Annotated in this window: 17 protein-coding genes; 11 read left to right on the top strand and 6 right to left on the bottom strand. The window is 62.6% G+C overall.

The window, feature by feature from the left end; translation table 11 throughout:
• Positions 1–80: 80 nt before the first annotated feature.
• Entirely contained in the window at positions 81–596 is a 516-nt protein-coding gene (locus CXQ82_RS18775) for a DUF2062 domain-containing protein (RefSeq protein WP_101271639.1), read from the top strand.
• A 3-nt stretch (positions 597–599) separates the two neighbouring features.
• On the opposite strand, the gene CXQ82_RS18780 is transcribed toward CXQ82_RS18775, so the two are convergent.
• Both CXQ82_RS18780 and CXQ82_RS18785 read right to left on the bottom strand, forming a co-directional pair.
• Positions 600–1970 carry a sensor histidine kinase gene (locus CXQ82_RS18780; RefSeq protein ID WP_101271641.1) on the bottom strand — a complete coding sequence of 457 codons (1371 nt, stop codon included), beginning with the start codon at positions 1968–1970 and terminating at the stop codon, positions 600–602.
• Positions 1957–2685 carry a response regulator transcription factor gene (locus tag CXQ82_RS18785; RefSeq protein WP_101271643.1) on the bottom strand — a complete coding sequence of 243 codons (729 nt, stop codon included), beginning with the start codon at positions 2683–2685 and terminating at the stop codon, positions 1957–1959. Before CXQ82_RS18785 ends, CXQ82_RS18780 begins: the two co-directional genes overlap by 14 nt.
• A gap of 206 nt (positions 2686–2891) precedes the next feature.
• On the opposite strand from CXQ82_RS18785, the gene CXQ82_RS18790 reads away from it, so the two are divergent.
• From CXQ82_RS18790 to CXQ82_RS18805, 4 genes are all read left to right on the top strand, one after another.
• The gene (locus CXQ82_RS18790; protein WP_101271645.1) at positions 2892–5645 is read left to right on the top strand and encodes a response regulator; all 2754 of its coding nucleotides are present in this window, start codon (positions 2892–2894) and stop codon (positions 5643–5645) included.
• A gap of 157 nt (positions 5646–5802) precedes the next feature.
• Entirely contained in the window at positions 5803–6792 is a 990-nt protein-coding gene (locus CXQ82_RS18795) for a 2-hydroxyacid dehydrogenase (RefSeq protein ID WP_101271647.1), read from the top strand.
• Between the two features lie 71 nt (positions 6793–6863).
• Entirely contained in the window at positions 6864–7304 is a 441-nt protein-coding gene (locus tag CXQ82_RS18800) for a hypothetical protein (RefSeq protein ID WP_101271649.1), read from the top strand.
• Positions 7301–7705, top strand: coding sequence for an META domain-containing protein (locus tag CXQ82_RS18805; protein WP_101271651.1), 405 nt, complete (start codon positions 7301–7303; stop codon positions 7703–7705). The genes CXQ82_RS18800 and CXQ82_RS18805 overlap by 4 nt, the downstream gene beginning before the upstream one ends.
• Before the next feature lie 155 nt (positions 7706–7860).
• Here CXQ82_RS18805 and CXQ82_RS18810 read toward each other — a convergent pair whose 3' ends face one another.
• Positions 7861–8322, bottom strand: coding sequence for a TlpA disulfide reductase family protein (locus CXQ82_RS18810; protein ID WP_101271653.1), 462 nt, complete (start codon positions 8320–8322; stop codon positions 7861–7863).
• A 115-nt stretch (positions 8323–8437) separates the two neighbouring features.
• Here CXQ82_RS18810 and arsC point away from each other — a divergent pair, with 115 nt between their 5' ends.
• The 3 genes from arsC to CXQ82_RS18825 are packed head-to-tail and all read left to right on the top strand — an operon-like array spanning position 8438 to position 9790.
• The gene (gene arsC, locus CXQ82_RS18815; RefSeq protein WP_101271656.1) at positions 8438–8791 is read left to right on the top strand and encodes an arsenate reductase (glutaredoxin); all 354 of its coding nucleotides are present in this window, start codon (positions 8438–8440) and stop codon (positions 8789–8791) included.
• Entirely contained in the window at positions 8788–9402 is a 615-nt protein-coding gene (wrbA, locus tag CXQ82_RS18820) for an NAD(P)H:quinone oxidoreductase (protein WP_101271658.1), read from the top strand. Before arsC ends, wrbA begins: the two co-directional genes overlap by 4 nt.
• Positions 9386–9790, top strand: coding sequence for a DUF2069 domain-containing protein (locus CXQ82_RS18825; protein WP_101271660.1), 405 nt, complete (start codon positions 9386–9388; stop codon positions 9788–9790). Before wrbA ends, CXQ82_RS18825 begins: the two co-directional genes overlap by 17 nt.
• Positions 9791–10018: 228 nt before the next feature.
• Here the strand turns inward: CXQ82_RS18825 and CXQ82_RS18835 are convergent, their stop codons facing one another.
• Positions 10019–10690, bottom strand: coding sequence for a DNA-3-methyladenine glycosylase I (locus CXQ82_RS18835; RefSeq protein WP_101271664.1), 672 nt, complete (start codon positions 10688–10690; stop codon positions 10019–10021).
• A 67-nt stretch (positions 10691–10757) separates the two neighbouring features.
• Positions 10758–11582, bottom strand: a complete 825-nt coding sequence (ttcA, locus tag CXQ82_RS18840; protein ID WP_101271667.1) for a tRNA 2-thiocytidine(32) synthetase TtcA — start codon at positions 11580–11582, stop codon at positions 10758–10760.
• A 364-nt stretch (positions 11583–11946) separates the two neighbouring features.
• Between ttcA and CXQ82_RS18845 the strand changes: the two genes are divergently transcribed.
• Positions 11947–12549, top strand: a complete 603-nt coding sequence (locus tag CXQ82_RS18845) for a Yip1 family protein (RefSeq protein WP_101271669.1) — start codon at positions 11947–11949, stop codon at positions 12547–12549.
• 128 nt (positions 12550–12677) lie between these two features.
• Entirely contained in the window at positions 12678–13172 is a 495-nt protein-coding gene (locus tag CXQ82_RS18850; RefSeq protein WP_010209629.1) for a SprT family zinc-dependent metalloprotease, read from the top strand.
• Positions 13173–13192: 20 nt separating this feature from the next.
• Here the strand turns inward: CXQ82_RS18850 and CXQ82_RS18855 are convergent, their stop codons facing one another.
• On the bottom strand, positions 13193–14356 hold the full coding sequence (locus tag CXQ82_RS18855) for a CaiB/BaiF CoA-transferase family protein (protein ID WP_101271671.1): 1164 nt from the start codon (positions 14354–14356) through the stop codon (positions 13193–13195).
• A gap of 157 nt (positions 14357–14513) precedes the next feature.
• Here CXQ82_RS18855 and tusD point away from each other — a divergent pair, with 157 nt between their 5' ends.
• Positions 14514–14906, top strand: a complete 393-nt coding sequence (gene tusD, locus CXQ82_RS18860; RefSeq protein ID WP_101271673.1) for a sulfurtransferase complex subunit TusD — start codon at positions 14514–14516, stop codon at positions 14904–14906.

Below are 14906 nucleotides of genomic sequence, written 5' to 3' on the forward strand. Positions count from 1 at the left end.
ATGATGTTTTGTCACAAAGTCTGAATTTTCTGTTTATAGAATGCGCGCATACTTGTCCCTCGAACTGACCTGGACCCCTTATGCCCCGGCGCTTATTCAAACGGTACATGCCCGATCCCACCAGTATCAGGGAACACAAGTCATTACAGTTTCTCGGCACGTTATTGCATGACCCGAACCTCTGGCACCTGAACCGGCACTCGGTGGCTCGGGCCATGGCCGTGGGCCTGTTCGCGGCATTTATTCCGATTCCGTTGCAGATGCTGTTGGCGGCAGTCCTGGCGATAGGCGTGCGCGGCAATATGCCCATCGCGGTCAGCCTCGTGTGGCTGACCAACCCGATCACCATGCCGGTGGTGTTTATCTGCACCTACATGACCGGTGCCTGGCTGATGAACGTGCCCGCCCGCCACCTGCCACACGACCTGACCTGGGAATGGATCAGCGGGCAGTTGAGCACCCTGTGGCAGCCGTTCCTGCTGGGCTCGGTGGTATTGGGGCTGGTGTTGGGCGCACTGGCCTATTGCCTGACCATGCTTTACTGGCGCTGGTGGGTTGCGCATCAGTGGAAAAAACGCAAGCAGCGTCGCGGTTGACGGTCAGCAGGCCCGCAGGCGCACATGCACGCGCAGGCCTGCACCAACGTTCTGCGCCCACAGGCTGCCCTGCTGACGCCGCACGGCGTTGCGGGCGATGCTCAAACCCAGGCCGAAGCCACCGTCGCCGGGCCGTGAACCGTCCAGGCGGGTAAACGGCGCAAAGATCCGCTCCAGGTCTTCCTCGGCAATCCCCCCGCCCTGGTCCTGCAGCCACAGGTGCCAGTAATCACCATCACGCCAGCCGTCCAGGCACACCACACCGTCCGGCGGCGAATGCCGTATCGCGTTGCGCAGGATATTTTCCAACGCTTGAGCCAGGGTATTCAGGTTGCCGCGCACCCAGCACTCGGCGCCCAACAGGCACGGCAGGCGCGACGCCGGCCAATCGCTTTCAAAGCAGGCATTTTCGCGCAGCATGTCCCACAGCGCCTGAACCTGGATGTCTTCCTGGGGCAACGGCGCCCGCTCGGTGTCCAGCCAGGCCAGTTGCAAGCTGTCTTCCACCAGGCGCTGCATGGCGCCGATCTCGCGGCCGAGCCGCTCGCGCAACTGCGTCAGGTCTTGTTCACTGTCACAGGCCACCTGTAAACGGCTCAACGGCGTGCGCAGCTCGTGCGACATATCCCGCAGCAATTGCTGCTGTACCACCACCGTCCCCTGCAAACGCTCGGACATATGGTCGAACGCGCGCCCCAGCTCGCCCAACTCATCCTGGCGACTGGTGGCAGCCACGGACAGCCGCGTATGCAACTGGTCGGCGCGCCAGGCATTGGCCTGCTCACGCAGTTGGTTGAGGGGCATGATCAGCAACCGATACAACCCGATACACAGCAATAGGGTAAACAGGCCGGGGATCACGCCATTGGTCACCACCCGCCACACCAGTTGATAGCGCCCCGGCATAAAGCGCTGCGGCAATTCGATCACCAGCGAGCCGGCGCCAGGGTCCATGGGAAACGGGATTTTCAGCCACGGCAGGCCTTTTACATGCCGGCTCACCGGCCAGTCGAGCCCCCGCAGGAAGGTCAGGCGCTGGCTTTCCTTGTCAGTCAGCGGCGTGCTGCTGAGGGATTGCAAGTCACTGCCGATTACACCGACCCAGGTGGGCTCATGCTTGGCCATCAGTTGCAACCACGCGTCCACCCCAGCCCGGCCCTGAGTCGTCCACGCCAGCTCGGCGCCGGCCGCGTAGCCTTTGAGCACCTCACGGGACTCGTCGGCCAGGTAGGCGTTCTGCTCCTCCATGTAGCGGCCCCAGGACCAACTGAGCCAGATCATCAGCAAACAGAAGGCGATCAGCAGGCAGGCGAGTTTCCAGAATAACGAGTGCTTGCCCGGCAGGCGTTTCAGCGCGGCCTTAAAGCCCGTCATCGTGACCGCTCAGCACATAGCCCTTGCCCCACACCGTACGCACCTGGCGCTCGTTGTAGCCGATGGCCTTGAGCTTACGGCGGATCTGGCTGATGTGCATGTCGAGGCTGCGGTCATGGGGCGCGTAGCCACGTTGCAGCACATGCTGGTAAAGGAAGGCTTTGCTGAGGACTTCTTCGCTGTTGCGATGCAGGGTTTCCAACAGGCGGTATTCGCTGCGCGTCAAGCCGGCCCAGTTTTCCTGGTGAAACACGTCGCAGAGTTCATCGTCAAACCGCAGGGTGCGTGCGTCGTCGCGCACCGGTGCCAGGCTGGGCAAGGGGCGACGGTCCAGGGCCACGCGGCGCAGGATGGCCTCGATGCGCACCCGCAGCTCGATCATGCTGAACGGCTTGGGCAGGTAGTCGTCGGCGCCCAGGCGAAAGCCGCTGACGCGATCGGCTTCTGCACCCAGGGCCGACATCAGGATCACCGGGATCGAATGGCTCTGGCGCAGATGCGTGAGGATCGACAAGCCATCCAGCCCCGGCAGCAGGATGTCCATCAGCACCACGTCGAATGCCCGCTCGCGAGCTATCTGCAGGCCTTGCTGGCCGTTCTGGCACCAGGTGACCTGAAAGCCACTGCGCCCCAGGTGCTCTTGGACATAGGCGCCCAGCACAGGGTCATCTTCGATGGTCAGGATACTGGGTTGGCCAACTACTGCGGGATTCATTAGCGTCTGCAAGTCATTCTCAATGCGCGATTATTCAAGATTACCCCGCCCCAGGCAATCGCCACCCGACGGCAAATGGCCCGGAGATTGCGGCATGTCACTAATTTTGCAAGATTCCACGCCGCGCAAATGGCTACACTGCGCAGGTGGTGCGGGCCGGATGCCCGCGCCAATCATCGATAACACTGTGGTAGCAGGAGAGTGGCGTGCTTAGAAGAATGGGGATAAAAGGCCGCGTACTGTTGCTGACCTTATTACCGACCAGCCTGATGGCCTGCTTGTTGGGGGGCTACTTCACCTGGATGCAGCTGTCGGAACTGCAGAGCCAATTGCTGCAACGCGGCGAAATGATTGCCGAGCAGTTGGCGCCACTGGTGGCCCCTGCGCTGAGCGCGCGCAACACCGACCTGCTGGAACGCATCGCCACCCAGTCGCTGGAGCAACAGGACGTACGCGCCGTATCGTTCCTCGGCCCGGACCGCACGCCCCTGGCCCACGCCGGCCCGACCATGCTCAACCTGGCGCCCATCGGCAACAGCTCGCACTTGCTGCAACGCACCGGCAATGACGCCACGCGTTATCTGCTGCCGGTATTTGGCCGCCATCGCAACCTGGCCGGCGACCTCATCCCCGATGAAGCCGACCGCCTGCTGGGCTGGGTCGAGGTGGAGCTGTCGCATAACGGCATGTTACTGCGCGGCTACCGCAGCCTGTTCGCCAGCCTGCTGCTGATTGCCATCGGCCTGATCTGCACCGCCGCCCTGGCCCTGCGCATCAGCCGCACCATCAATTCACCGATTGGCCTGATCAAGCAAGCCGTGGCCCAGCTCAAGGACGGCAACCTGGAAACGCGCCTGCCCGCCTTGGGCAGCCAGGAGTTGGACCAACTCGCCTCGGGCATCAACCGCATGGCCGAAACCCTGCAGAACGCCCAGGAAGAACTGCAACACAGCATCGAACAGGCCACCGAAGACGTGCGCCAGAACCTGGAAACCATCGAGATCCAGAACATCGAACTGGACCTGGCGCGCAAAGAGGCCCTGGAGGCCAGCCGCATCAAGTCCGAGTTCCTGGCCAACATGAGCCACGAAATCCGCACGCCGCTCAACGGCATCCTTGGTTTTACCCACCTGCTGCAAAAAAGCGAGCTGACCCCGCGCCAGCTGGACTACCTGGGCACCATCGAGAAATCCGCCGACAACCTGCTGGGCATCATCAACGAAATCCTCGACTTCTCGAAGATCGAGGCCGGCAAGCTGGTGCTCGACAGCATCCCCTTCAACCTGCGCGACCTGCTGCAAGACACCCTGACGATTCTGGCCCCCGCCGCCCATGCCAAGCAGCTGGAGCTGGTGAGCCTGGTCTACCGCGACACCCCGCTGGCGCTGGTGGGTGACCCGCTGCGCCTCAAGCAGATCCTCACCAACCTGATCAGCAACGCGATCAAGTTCACCCGCGAAGGCACCATCGTCGCCCGCGCGATGATCGAAGACGAGCAGGAAGACAGCGTGCAACTGCGCATCAGCGTGCAGGACACCGGCATCGGCCTGTCCAGCCAGGATGTGCGCGCGCTGTTCCAGGCGTTCAGCCAGGCGGACAATTCGCTGTCGCGCCAGCCCGGCGGCACTGGCCTGGGCCTGGTGATTTCCAAGCGGCTGATCGAGCAGATGGGCGGCGAAATCGGCGTCGACAGCACGCCCGGCGAAGGCTCGGAGTTCTGGATCAGCCTCAACCTGCCCAAGACCCGTGATGATGTCGAAGACCTGCCCTGCGCGCCATTATTGGGCCATCGCGTGGCGCTACTGGAAAACCACGAACTGGCGCGCCAGGCCCTGCAACATCAGCTGGAAGACTGCGGGCTGGAAGTCACCCCGTTCAACACCTTGGAAAGCCTGACCAACGGCATCACCAGCGCCCATCAGACTGACCTGGCCATTGACCTCGCGGTACTCGGCGTCACCGCCAACGACATTCCGCCCGAGCGCCTCAACCAGCACCTGTGGGACCTCGAACACCTGGGCTGCAAGGTGCTGGTGCTGTGCCCTACCACCGAACAGATGCTGTTCAACCAGTCGGTGCCCAACCCCAACAGCCAGTTGCAGGCCAAACCGGCCTGCACCCGCAAGCTACGCCGCGCGCTGTCGGACCTGATCAGCCCACGACCGTCACGCAGTGACCCGGGCGAACCGCTGTCGAGCCGCGCACCGCGCGTGCTGTGTGTGGATGACAACCCGGCAAACCTGCTGCTGGTACAGACCCTGCTGGAAGACATGGGCGCACGGGTGCGCGCCGTGGAAAGTGGTTACGCGGCGGTCGACGCGGTGAAACAAGACACCTTCGACCTGGTGCTGATGGACGTGCAAATGCCCGGCATGGACGGCCGCCAGAGCACCGAAGCGATCCGCCAGTGGGAAAGCGAGCGCCACGGCACGCCGTTGCCGGTGGTCGCCCTGACCGCGCATGCCATGGCCAACGAAAAACGCGCCCTGCTGCAAAGCGGCATGGACGATTACCTGACCAAACCCATCAGCGAGCGGCAATTGGCCCAGGTGGTATTGAAATGGACCGGCCTGGCCCTGCGCAACCAGGGGCCGGAGCGCGGCGCCGAGGGCACGGGCCCAGGCGTGCAACTGCTGGTGCTGGACCATGAGGAAGGCCTGCGCCTGGCCGCCGGCAAGGCTGACCTGGCCGCTGACATGCTGGCCATGCTGCTGGCGTCCCTGGATGCCGACCGCCTGGCCATCAACCTTGCCCGCGATGCCCGCGACAATAACGCGCTGATCGAGCGCGTCCACCGCCTGCATGGCGCCACCCGCTACTGTGGCGTACCGCAACTGCGCGCCGCCTGCCACCGTGCCGAAACCCTGCTCAAGCAGGACGACGCCAAGGCCATGCACGCGCTGGACGAACTGGACATGGCCATCGCCCGGCTGGCCAGTGAGGCGCGGATCAGCGTCTGACCACCCGTCAATGAGGACCGCTCTATGTGGGAGGGGGCTTGCCCCCGATTACGGTCGGTCAGTCACACAGAGTTCGACTGATACACCGCTATCGAGGGCCAGCCCCCTCCCACAGTTGATCAGCGTCGCCAACGGACAATTTGCAGGGAGCGTTTTTATGCGCGTGATTCTTTTCAGCAGCCAAACCTACGACCGCGACAGCTTCCTCGGCGAGCCGCTGCCGCCGGGCCTGGAGCTGCAATTCCAACCCGCCCGGCTGAACCTCGACACCGTGGCCCTGGCCGAACACCACGAAGTGGTCTGCGCCTTTATCAACGACGACCTCAGCGCCCCGGTGCTGGAACACCTGGCCCGGGGCGGCACCCGGCTGATCGCCCTGCGCTCGGCCGGCTACAACCATGTCGACCTGGCCGCCGCCAAGCGCCTGGGCCTGACCATCGTGCGCGTACCCGCCTATTCGCCCCACGCCGTGGCCGAACACGCGGTGGCGCTGATCCTCGCCCTCAACCGCCGCCTGCACCGTGCCTACAACCGCACTCGCGATGGCGATTTCAGCCTGCATGGCCTCACCGGTTTCGACCTGGTGGGCAAGACCGTCGGCGTGGTCGGCACCGGGCAGATTGGCGCCACGTTCGCCAAGATCATGGCCGGGTTCGGTTGCCAGCTGCTGGCCTACGACCCCTTCCCCAACCCGCAGGTCCAGGCACTCGGCGCACGGTACGTGAGCCTGCCGGAGCTGCTCGCCCAAGCGCAGATCATCAGCCTGCATTGCCCGCTGACTGCCGACAGCCAGCACCTGATCAACGCCAGCTCCCTCGCCCACATGCAACCCGGCGCGATGCTGATCAATACCGGCCGTGGCGGCCTGGTCGACACGCCAGCGCTGATCGACGCCCTCAAGGACGGCCAACTCGGCTACCTGGGGCTGGATGTGTATGAAGAAGAGGCCCAGCTGTTTTTCGAAGACCGTTCCGACCTGCCCCTGCAGGACGATGTGCTCGCGCGCCTGCTGACCTTCCCCAACGTGATCATCACCGCGCACCAGGCGTTCCTCACCCGCGAGGCCCTGGCGGCGATTGCCGGCACTACCCTGGCGAACATCGCGGCGTGGGCCGAGGGCCGGGCGCAGAACCGGGTCGAAGGATGATCAGCGGTCACATACCAGGCTCATGATGAGCCGGCACCCGTGATAGGATGCCGCGCCTATTTGGAGGATCCATGGCCGAACACGATTTCCGCTTCAGCTTGCTGAGCCCGCAACACACCCTGATCGAATGCCGCGCCCTGGTGCCGGGCCGTTACCAGGTCACCGGCAACGGTGGTTCGATCAAGCACGGCGACGTGCTGATCGTAACCCTGCGTGGCAGTAAAACCCTGTCGATGCGCCTCACCGTCGAAGGTGACGCACGCTACTCCATCCGCCCGGCGGGCCAATGGGTCGCCATGGCCCAGGGGCCGAAATTCGGCGAGTTGGAGATTCACACCTGGAAGGTCAACTGCGACAGCTGCGACAGCGTGCTGGAGTTTGAATTCGCGGTGGAAACCAAACTGACCAAAGAGCCGCTGCAGCCGGCCGCCAACGCGCGTATCAAGGAATTGGGCTGGGCCAGCGAAGGTGACAAACACCGCTGCCCGAAATGTCAGAAGGCCGCGCAATGAAACGCCTGCTTCTGCTAGCCGCCTTCGGTGTGGCCCTGACGGGCTGCGCCGGCGATGCGGTCAAGCTCAAACAGGATCACAGCTACGTGGTGGAATGGATTGGTGAGCGGCCGCTGATGGATTACGCGCACCTGACCGTCACCCTTGGCGCCGATGGTCGCGCCTATGGCAGTGGCGGTTGCAACCACTGGTTTGCACCCTACACCCTGGATGGCGACTCGCTCAGCTTCGGCAAGATCGGCAGCACCCGCAAGCTCTGCGCTGAGGCCCTGATGGAGCAGGAACACCGCTTCTTCCAGGCCCTGCAAGGCGTGCAACGCTGGGATATCTCGCCGATCGCGCAGACCCGCTTCTGGCCGGCTGAAGGCGCGCCGATCCGCTTGTGGCTGGAAGAAGGCTGATCCCGCCGATCCAGCGACTTGCGCGATCTAAATGTGGGAGGGGGCTTGCCCCCGATAGCGGTGTGTCAGCTAGTAAATTGTTGGCTGACACACCACCATCGGGAGCAAGTCGAATCGTCGCACCGCCCCTCCCACATTTGTTATGAGTTGTTGCTTTAACCGCGCAGGGCCTTGAGCTTGGCCAACACCCCTTCCGCCGTCTGCTCACCCATCAACTGTTCCCGCACCTTGCCCTTGTCATCAATGATGTAGGTCACCGGCAATGCCTCGCTGCGCGGAATATCGAAGATGCCATCCGGGTTCTGCGCCAGCACCGTGAACTTGATCCCCAGCTTGTCGCTGGCGGTTTTGAGTTCCTCGCCCTGCACGTTGTCGAAGTTGACCCCGAACACCCCCACGCCCTGCCCTTTCAGTTGCTCTGCCAAGGCGTTGAGCTCGGGGATTTCCGTGCGGCAGGGGCCACACCATTCGGCCCAGTAGTTGACCACCAGCCACTGCTTGTCGAGGCGTTCGGCCGCGACTTTCTGGCCGTTCTGGTCTACGCCGTAATCATTACCGCAGCCGCTGAGCAGCAGGGTTGTGATGATCGCCAATGCACCGATCAGTCGCCTTGTCATGGGGTATTCCTTCGCAAAAATGAACGTTGGCTGCGACCTATCGCCTCTAACGGTTTAAGGACAGGGTGCAGCGTGGGTAGAATACCCGCCACCTTACGCAAGATGCGACCCGCACATGACCGATCTGACGCTTTATCACAACCCGCGCTGCTCGAAATCCCGCGGTGCGCTCGAACTGCTCGAAGCTCGCGGCCTCGCTCCCACCGTGGTGCGCTACCTGGAAACCCCGCTGAACGCGGCGCAAATCAAGGCCCTGCTGACCAAACTCGGCATCAGCGCGCGCCAACTGTTGCGCACTGGCGAAGACGAATACAAGACCCTCAACCTGGCCGACGCCACCTTGAGCGAAGCCCACCTGATCGCCGCCATCGCCGCACACCCGAAGTTGATGGAACGCCCGATCCTGGAAACCGCCGATAAAGCCGTCATTGGCCGCCCGCCGGAAAACGTGCTGGAGATTTTGCCGTGACCACCCCTTACGTGCTGGTGTTGTATTACAGCCGCAATGGCTCGGTGAGCGAAATGGCCCGGCAGATTGCCCGGGGTATCGAGCAAGGCGGCATGGAGGCGCGTTTGCGCACCGTGCCGGCGATTTCCACCGAATGCGAAGCGGTGGCCCCGAGCATTCCCGACGAAGGCGCGCTGTACGCCAGCCTGGATGACTTGAAGCATTGTTCGGGCCTGGCCCTCGGCAGCCCGACGCGGTTCGGCAATATGGCCGCGCCGCTCAAGTACTTCCTCGATGGCACCAGCAACCTGTGGCTTACCGGTGCCCTCGTCGGCAAGCCGGCCGGGGTATTTACCTCTACCGCCAGCCTGCACGGCGGCCAGGAGACCACCCTGATGTCGATGCTGCTGCCGCTGCTGCACCACGGCATGCTGATCACCGGTCTGCCCTACAGCGAACAGGCCCTGCTCGACACCCAGGGCGGCGGCACGCCGTATGGCGCCAGCCACCATTCCGGGCCGGACGGCAAGCGCATGCTTGACCAGCATGAAATCACCCTGTGCCGCGCGTTGGGCCTGCGCCTGGCCAGCACCGCCACGCTGCTGGAGAACGGCCGTGGCCAAAAAGCCTAAAGTCCTGCCGCCCCAGGCGTGGCTGGAACCCCGGGTCAAGGTCGCACGTGCCTTGAGCCTGCTGGCGTTTTTCGCTCTGGTGGGGCTGCTGTGCGCTTACTACCTGTTCGTGGCCGACCTGCACGGCGCGCGCCCGTGGGTGATCCTGTTGATCGAACTGGTGCCGCTGCTGGTGCTCGCACCGGGGATGCTGCTGGGCAGCGCGCGCGGGCATTCGTGGATGTGCTTTGTGGTAAACCTGTATTTCATCAAGGGCGCGCTGGCCGCGTACGACCCGAACCGCCAGTGGTTCGGGGTACTTGAGATGCTCGCGAGCCTGGCAGTGTTTTGTACGGCGCTGCTGTATGTGCGCTGGCGGCATCAGCTCAATCGGCGCTTGGCTGAATAATCTACAAGGCCTTCGCGGCAAGTGGGCTTGTTATGGCAAGTGGGCGGGCTTGTTGTGGCAAGTGGGCTTGTTGTGGCGAGCGGGCTTGCCCGCGTTGGAGTGCGCAGCGCTCCCAAAGATCTTGGGGCCGCTGCGCAGCCCAACGCGGGCAAGCCCGCTCGCCACAACACGCCCGTTCGCCACAACAGCGCTGTCACCAAACCAAGCTCTGTCACCCATAAACACTAATCAGTGGTTGACCGTGTACGCCAACATCATCGACAGCTGACACATCGGCCGCCCGCTCTCGGCGTGCCATTGATTGAACGCGCCCTGCACCGTCGCCAGGTCGCGCAGGCTGGTGGGCGCCTTGTCGACGATCTTCTGCGCGTTCAAGGCGGCTACCACGTCATAACTCGGCACAAAAGTGTCCTTGCCGACCATGCGCAAAAAGCGTGGCGCCGACAGCCCGCCCAACTGGTGGCCGTGCTTGCTCAGGTATTTCCACAGCCCGACGATATCGGTCACCGGCCAGTCGGCGATAAATGCGCCGAAACTGCCCTTTTCCTGCGCGATATCGAGGATCATCTGCGCGTTGCGCGGCACGCTCTTGAGCTTGCCCAGGTGACGAATGATGCGCGTGTCCTGCATCAGGCGCTCCAGGTGCTCAGCGCCCATCAGCACCACCTTTTCCGGGTCGAAACCGAAGAACACCTGCTCGAACGCTGGCCACTTGGCATCCACCACACTGTGTTTCAGCCCGGCACGAAACACCCGCAGCGCCAGGGTCGACAAGTAGCGATCATCACTGATCTTGCGCAGTTGCGCCGGGGTCTTGGCGGCCGGCAGATGGGCTTCCAGCTCGGCAGCTGAACCGAAGCGGTTCAGACAATATTCGTGCAGCCACTTGTAATCGCGCATGCCCTCTCCTGGCAATTGAATTGAAAACGGCGCCCGCAAGCGCCGTGTGTCAGAGCGTTGGAATCGCTTAGAGGTTCACAACATTGACGAAGCGCGAAGCGGCGCTCTCATCGATTTTCAGGCTGGTGAAGTCGAACAGGTTGCGGTCGGCCAATTGCGACGGCTGCACGTTCTGCAGGCTGCGGAAGATGCTTTCGGTACGGCCCGGGGTCTTGCGCTCCCAGTCCACCAGCATCTCCTTGACCACCTGGCGCTGCAGGTTTTCCTGGGAGCCACACAGGTTGCAGGGGATGATCGGGAACTGCTTGAGGTCGGAGTAGGCCTGGATGTCCTTCTCGTTGCAATACGCCAGCGGGCGGATCACCACGTTGCGCCCGTCATCGGCACGCAGCTTGGGCGGCATGGCCTTGAGCGAGCCGTTGAAGAACATATTGAGGAAGAACGTCTCGACGATATCGTCGCGGTGATGCCCCAGGGCCATCTTGGTTGCGCCGATCTCATCGGCAAAGGTGTAGAGCGTGCCACGGCGCAGGCGTGAGCACAGCGAGCAGGTGGTCTTGCCTTCCGGAACCAGTTCCTTGACCACCGAGTAGGTGTCTTTTTCGACGATGTGGTAATCGACACCCAGCTCTTTGAGGTAGGCCGGCAGCACATGCTCGGGGAAACCCGGCTGCTTCTGGTCCATGTTGACGGCGACGATCTCGAATTTGATCGGCGCGACCTTTTGCAGGTGCAACAGCACGTCGAGCATGGTGTAGCTGTCTTTGCCGCCCGAGAGGCAGACCATGACCTTGTCGCCGTCCTCGATCATGTTGAAATCGGCGACCGCTTCACCGGCCAGGCGGCGCAGGCGTTTTTGCAGTTTGTTCTGGTTGACCGTAAGAGTGCCCATGGCGCTTGGATCCGCTGGAGGTGTGTGACGAAAAGCCGGGTATTTTATCGCTAAGACTGGCCGAGATCCAATGTGGGAGCGGGCTTGCTCGCGAAAGCGCTGTACCTGTGATGAATGTATCAACTGACACGACGCTTTCGCGAGCAAGCCCGCTCGCACATTTCCAATCGCGCCTTGCCTGACAGACCTCACCGCGATTAGCGCCAATGTTTACAGTGCAATTCGCTCTAAAGCCCTACAGTTTTTCCGGTCATCCCTTCCTATACTGCGACTTGAGGTCGCACATATATCCAGACCTTTGCGGCCATTTGGCCCGTGGGCGCTCCGATGGGGGGCGATGGTAATTACGACAGGAGTGACTGGCATGATCCATCACGTCGTGGGGCTTTTTACCCATCCCGACCAGGAATGGCGGGAAATCCGTGGCGATAAAGAAGAAAGCATCAGCCACATGTACCTCACTCATACCTTGATTCTCGCGGCGATCCCCGCCGTGTCCGCCTTTATCGGCACCACCCAGGTCGGCTGGGTCATCGGCAACCGCGCGCCGGTGATGCTGACCCAGGAAAGCGCCCTATGGATGACCATCATGTCGTACGCGGCCATGCTCGGCGGCGTGGCGGTCATGGGCGCGTTCATTCACTGGATGGCCCGCACCTACGACGCCAACCCCAGCATGGCGCGCTGCGTGGCCTTTGCCACCTATACCGCGACGCCGCTGTTTGTCGGCGGGCTGGCGGCGCTGTACCCGCATATGTGGCTAGGCATGGTGGTGGGCACCGCAGCGATTTGCTACACGGTGTACCTGCTTTACGTGGGGCTGCCGACCTTCATGAACATCGACCCGGACGAGGGTTTCCTGTTTTCCAGCTCGGTGCTGGCCGTGGGCCTGGTGGTATTGGTGGCAATCATGGCGTTTACCGTGATCGTCTGGGGCCTGGGTGTTGGTCCGATCTACACAAACTGAGTCGATAACGCCCAAGGCAAAGCCACCGCAAGGTGGCTTTGTGCGTTATGCATGACCATTCGGCGCCTGACAGATTCGGAAACACCCAGCTTTGCGGCATACTGGGCGCCTCTGGAGATATGTACAGCATGCCCGAGCAACTCAATACCCGCGTCGAAGATTGTTTCCTACAAGCCGAATCCTTTTTCAAACGAAGCTTTAAACGCCCGCAGGTCAGCCTCAAGCTGCGGGGCCAGAAGGCCGGTGTCGCGCATTTGCACGAAAACCTGCTGCGTTTCAACCCACAGCTTTACCGTGAAAACAGCCAACATTTCCTCAAACAGACCGTGGCCCACGAAGTGGCGCACCTGATTGCCCACCAATTGTTTGGCGAGCGCATCCAGCCCCATGGCGAGGAATGGCAACTGATCATGCGCGGGGTCTATGAACTGCCGCCGGACCGTTGCCATACCTATGAGGTCAAGCGGCGCCAGGTGACCCGTTATATCTACCGTTGCCCATGTGCCGATAGCGACTTTCCGTTTTCGTCACAGCGGCATGGCATGGTGGCTCAGGGACGAAGGTATTTGTGTCGGCGGTGCCGGCAGACCTTGGTGTTTACCGGGGAAACCCGGGTGGAATAATGGCCTCATCGCCAGACCAGTCACCCAATCACCTTGGCCTGCCGCAGCTCGATGATTCGCTGCGGGCTCAACCCTAACTCCCCCAACACTTCATCACTGTGCGCCCCCACCGCCACACCAATATGCCGAGGCGCCGGCAACCCCTCTGAAAATTTCAGCGGGCACGCTATCTGCGCCTGGGTCGAACCATCGCCCCTGGGCACCTGGCTGACCACCTCCCGCGCCTTCAACTGCGGGTGCTGCAGCGCCTCGCTCAAATGCAACACCGGCTCCACGCATGCATCCACCCCGGCAAACAGTGCACACAGTTCCTCAAAGCTGCGCTTTTCAAACTCGACCTGCAGCGCCTGCTTGAGGGCTGGACCCAGGCCCAGCGCCGCCAACTCCGGCCGCCCCAGCGCCGCGCACAACCGTTGCATAAACGCCGGTTCCAAGCTGCCGACCGACATCCAGCGCCCATCCCGCGAGCGGTAATAATCGTAGAAACTGCCGCCGTTCAGCACATGGCTTTCCCACTCCGGTTCCACCCCGCAGGCCAGGTAGCCCGCGCCGGCCATCGCATTCAGGCTGAACGAACAGTCGGTCATGCTCACATCCAGGTACTGCCCCACCCCGCTCTGTTGCCGCGCGATGACCGCCGCCAGCAACCCCACCACGGCATACAGCGACCCACCGCCGACATCCGCCACCTGCACGCCCAAAGGCAACGGGCCGGTGTCGCGGCGCCCGGTGTAGCTGGCCACACCGGCCAGCGCCAGATAATTGATATCGTGCCCGGCGCGGTCCTTATAGGGGCCGGTCTGGCCGTAACCGGTAATCGACACATAAATCAGCCGCGGGTTGATCGCCTTCAACGCCTCATACCCCAGCCCCAGGCGCTCCATCACCCCGGGTCGGAACTGCTCCAGCACAATGTCGTAGTCCTTGACCAACTCACGCACGATCTCCAGCGCCTCGGCCTGCTTGAGGTCCAGCGCCAGGCTGCGCTTGTTACGATTGAGGTAGGCATGGCTCGCCGACGTGCCGTGATCGTGGGGCGGCAGCACGCGCAGCAGGTCCATGCGCGTAGGCGACTCGATACGTAGCACCTCGGCGCCCATGTCGGCCAGCATCAGGGAGGCAAAGGGGCCAGGCAGCAGGGTGGAAAAATCCAGCACTTTAAGGGACGCCAAGGGACCTGACATGGAGACTCCATTTCCGTTCCGAATACCCACAGACTAGGCAGCCTGGCGCCCGTCGGCAATCGCCGGAACAGTCACCAACTGTGACCGTTTTGATCACGGCGGGCTTTTTCGCGCAGGCGGCTTTATCATTGGCCCACGTTTGCTTGCAGAGTGTTCCATGAAGTTTGCAATTGCTGTGTTTTCCGCCGCCCATGCACCCTCATCGCGCCGCGCCCTGCTGTTCGCCAGGGCGGCGTTGGCGGGCGGGCATGAGATTGTGCGGCTGTTTTTCTATCAGGACGGCGTCTACAGCGCCGCCAACAACATTGTCGCGCCCCAGGACGAGCAGGACATTGCCCGCCAATGGCGCGAGCTTGTCAGCCAGCATCAGCTCGACGGCGTGGTGTGCATCGCCGCGGCCTTGCGCCGTGGCGTGCTCAATACCGAGGAAGCCACGCGCTATCAGCGCAGCGCGGTCAACCTGGAGGCGCCGTGGGCGCTGTCGGGCCTCGGGCAATTGCACGACGCGGCCCAGGCCGCCGACCGCCTGATCTGTTTTGGAGGGCCGTGA

Source organism: Pseudomonas sp. S09G 359, assembly GCF_002843605.1.
GTDB lineage: Bacteria > Pseudomonadota > Gammaproteobacteria > Pseudomonadales > Pseudomonadaceae > Aquipseudomonas.

What these genes read in the sequence shown, in the direction of transcription:
- tusD (WP_101271673.1), top strand. Translation starts at nt 14,514, where the DNA reads ATGAAGTTTGCAATTGCTGTGTTTTCCGCCGCCCATGCACCCTCATCG.
- CXQ82_RS18845 (WP_101271669.1), top strand. Translation starts at nt 11,947, where the DNA reads ATGATCCATCACGTCGTGGGGCTTTTTACCCATCCCGACCAGGAATGG.
- CXQ82_RS18775 (WP_101271639.1), top strand. Translation starts at nt 81, where the DNA reads ATGCCCCGGCGCTTATTCAAACGGTACATGCCCGATCCCACCAGTATC.
- arsC (WP_101271656.1), top strand. Translation starts at nt 8,438, where the DNA reads ATGACCGATCTGACGCTTTATCACAACCCGCGCTGCTCGAAATCCCGC.
- ttcA (WP_101271667.1), bottom strand. Translation starts at nt 11,582, where the DNA reads ATGGGCACTCTTACGGTCAACCAGAACAAACTGCAAAAACGCCTGCGC.
- CXQ82_RS18805 (WP_101271651.1), top strand. Translation starts at nt 7,301, where the DNA reads ATGAAACGCCTGCTTCTGCTAGCCGCCTTCGGTGTGGCCCTGACGGGC.
- CXQ82_RS18785 (WP_101271643.1), bottom strand. Translation starts at nt 2,685, where the DNA reads ATGAATCCCGCAGTAGTTGGCCAACCCAGTATCCTGACCATCGAAGAT.
- CXQ82_RS18850 (WP_010209629.1), top strand. Translation starts at nt 12,678, where the DNA reads ATGCCCGAGCAACTCAATACCCGCGTCGAAGATTGTTTCCTACAAGCC.
- CXQ82_RS18810 (WP_101271653.1), bottom strand. Translation starts at nt 8,322, where the DNA reads ATGACAAGGCGACTGATCGGTGCATTGGCGATCATCACAACCCTGCTG.
- CXQ82_RS18800 (WP_101271649.1), top strand. Translation starts at nt 6,864, where the DNA reads ATGGCCGAACACGATTTCCGCTTCAGCTTGCTGAGCCCGCAACACACC.
- CXQ82_RS18780 (WP_101271641.1), bottom strand. Translation starts at nt 1,970, where the DNA reads ATGACGGGCTTTAAGGCCGCGCTGAAACGCCTGCCGGGCAAGCACTCG.
- CXQ82_RS18795 (WP_101271647.1), top strand. Translation starts at nt 5,803, where the DNA reads ATGCGCGTGATTCTTTTCAGCAGCCAAACCTACGACCGCGACAGCTTC.
- CXQ82_RS18855 (WP_101271671.1), bottom strand. Translation starts at nt 14,356, where the DNA reads ATGTCAGGTCCCTTGGCGTCCCTTAAAGTGCTGGATTTTTCCACCCTG.
- CXQ82_RS18835 (WP_101271664.1), bottom strand. Translation starts at nt 10,690, where the DNA reads ATGCGCGATTACAAGTGGCTGCACGAATATTGTCTGAACCGCTTCGGT.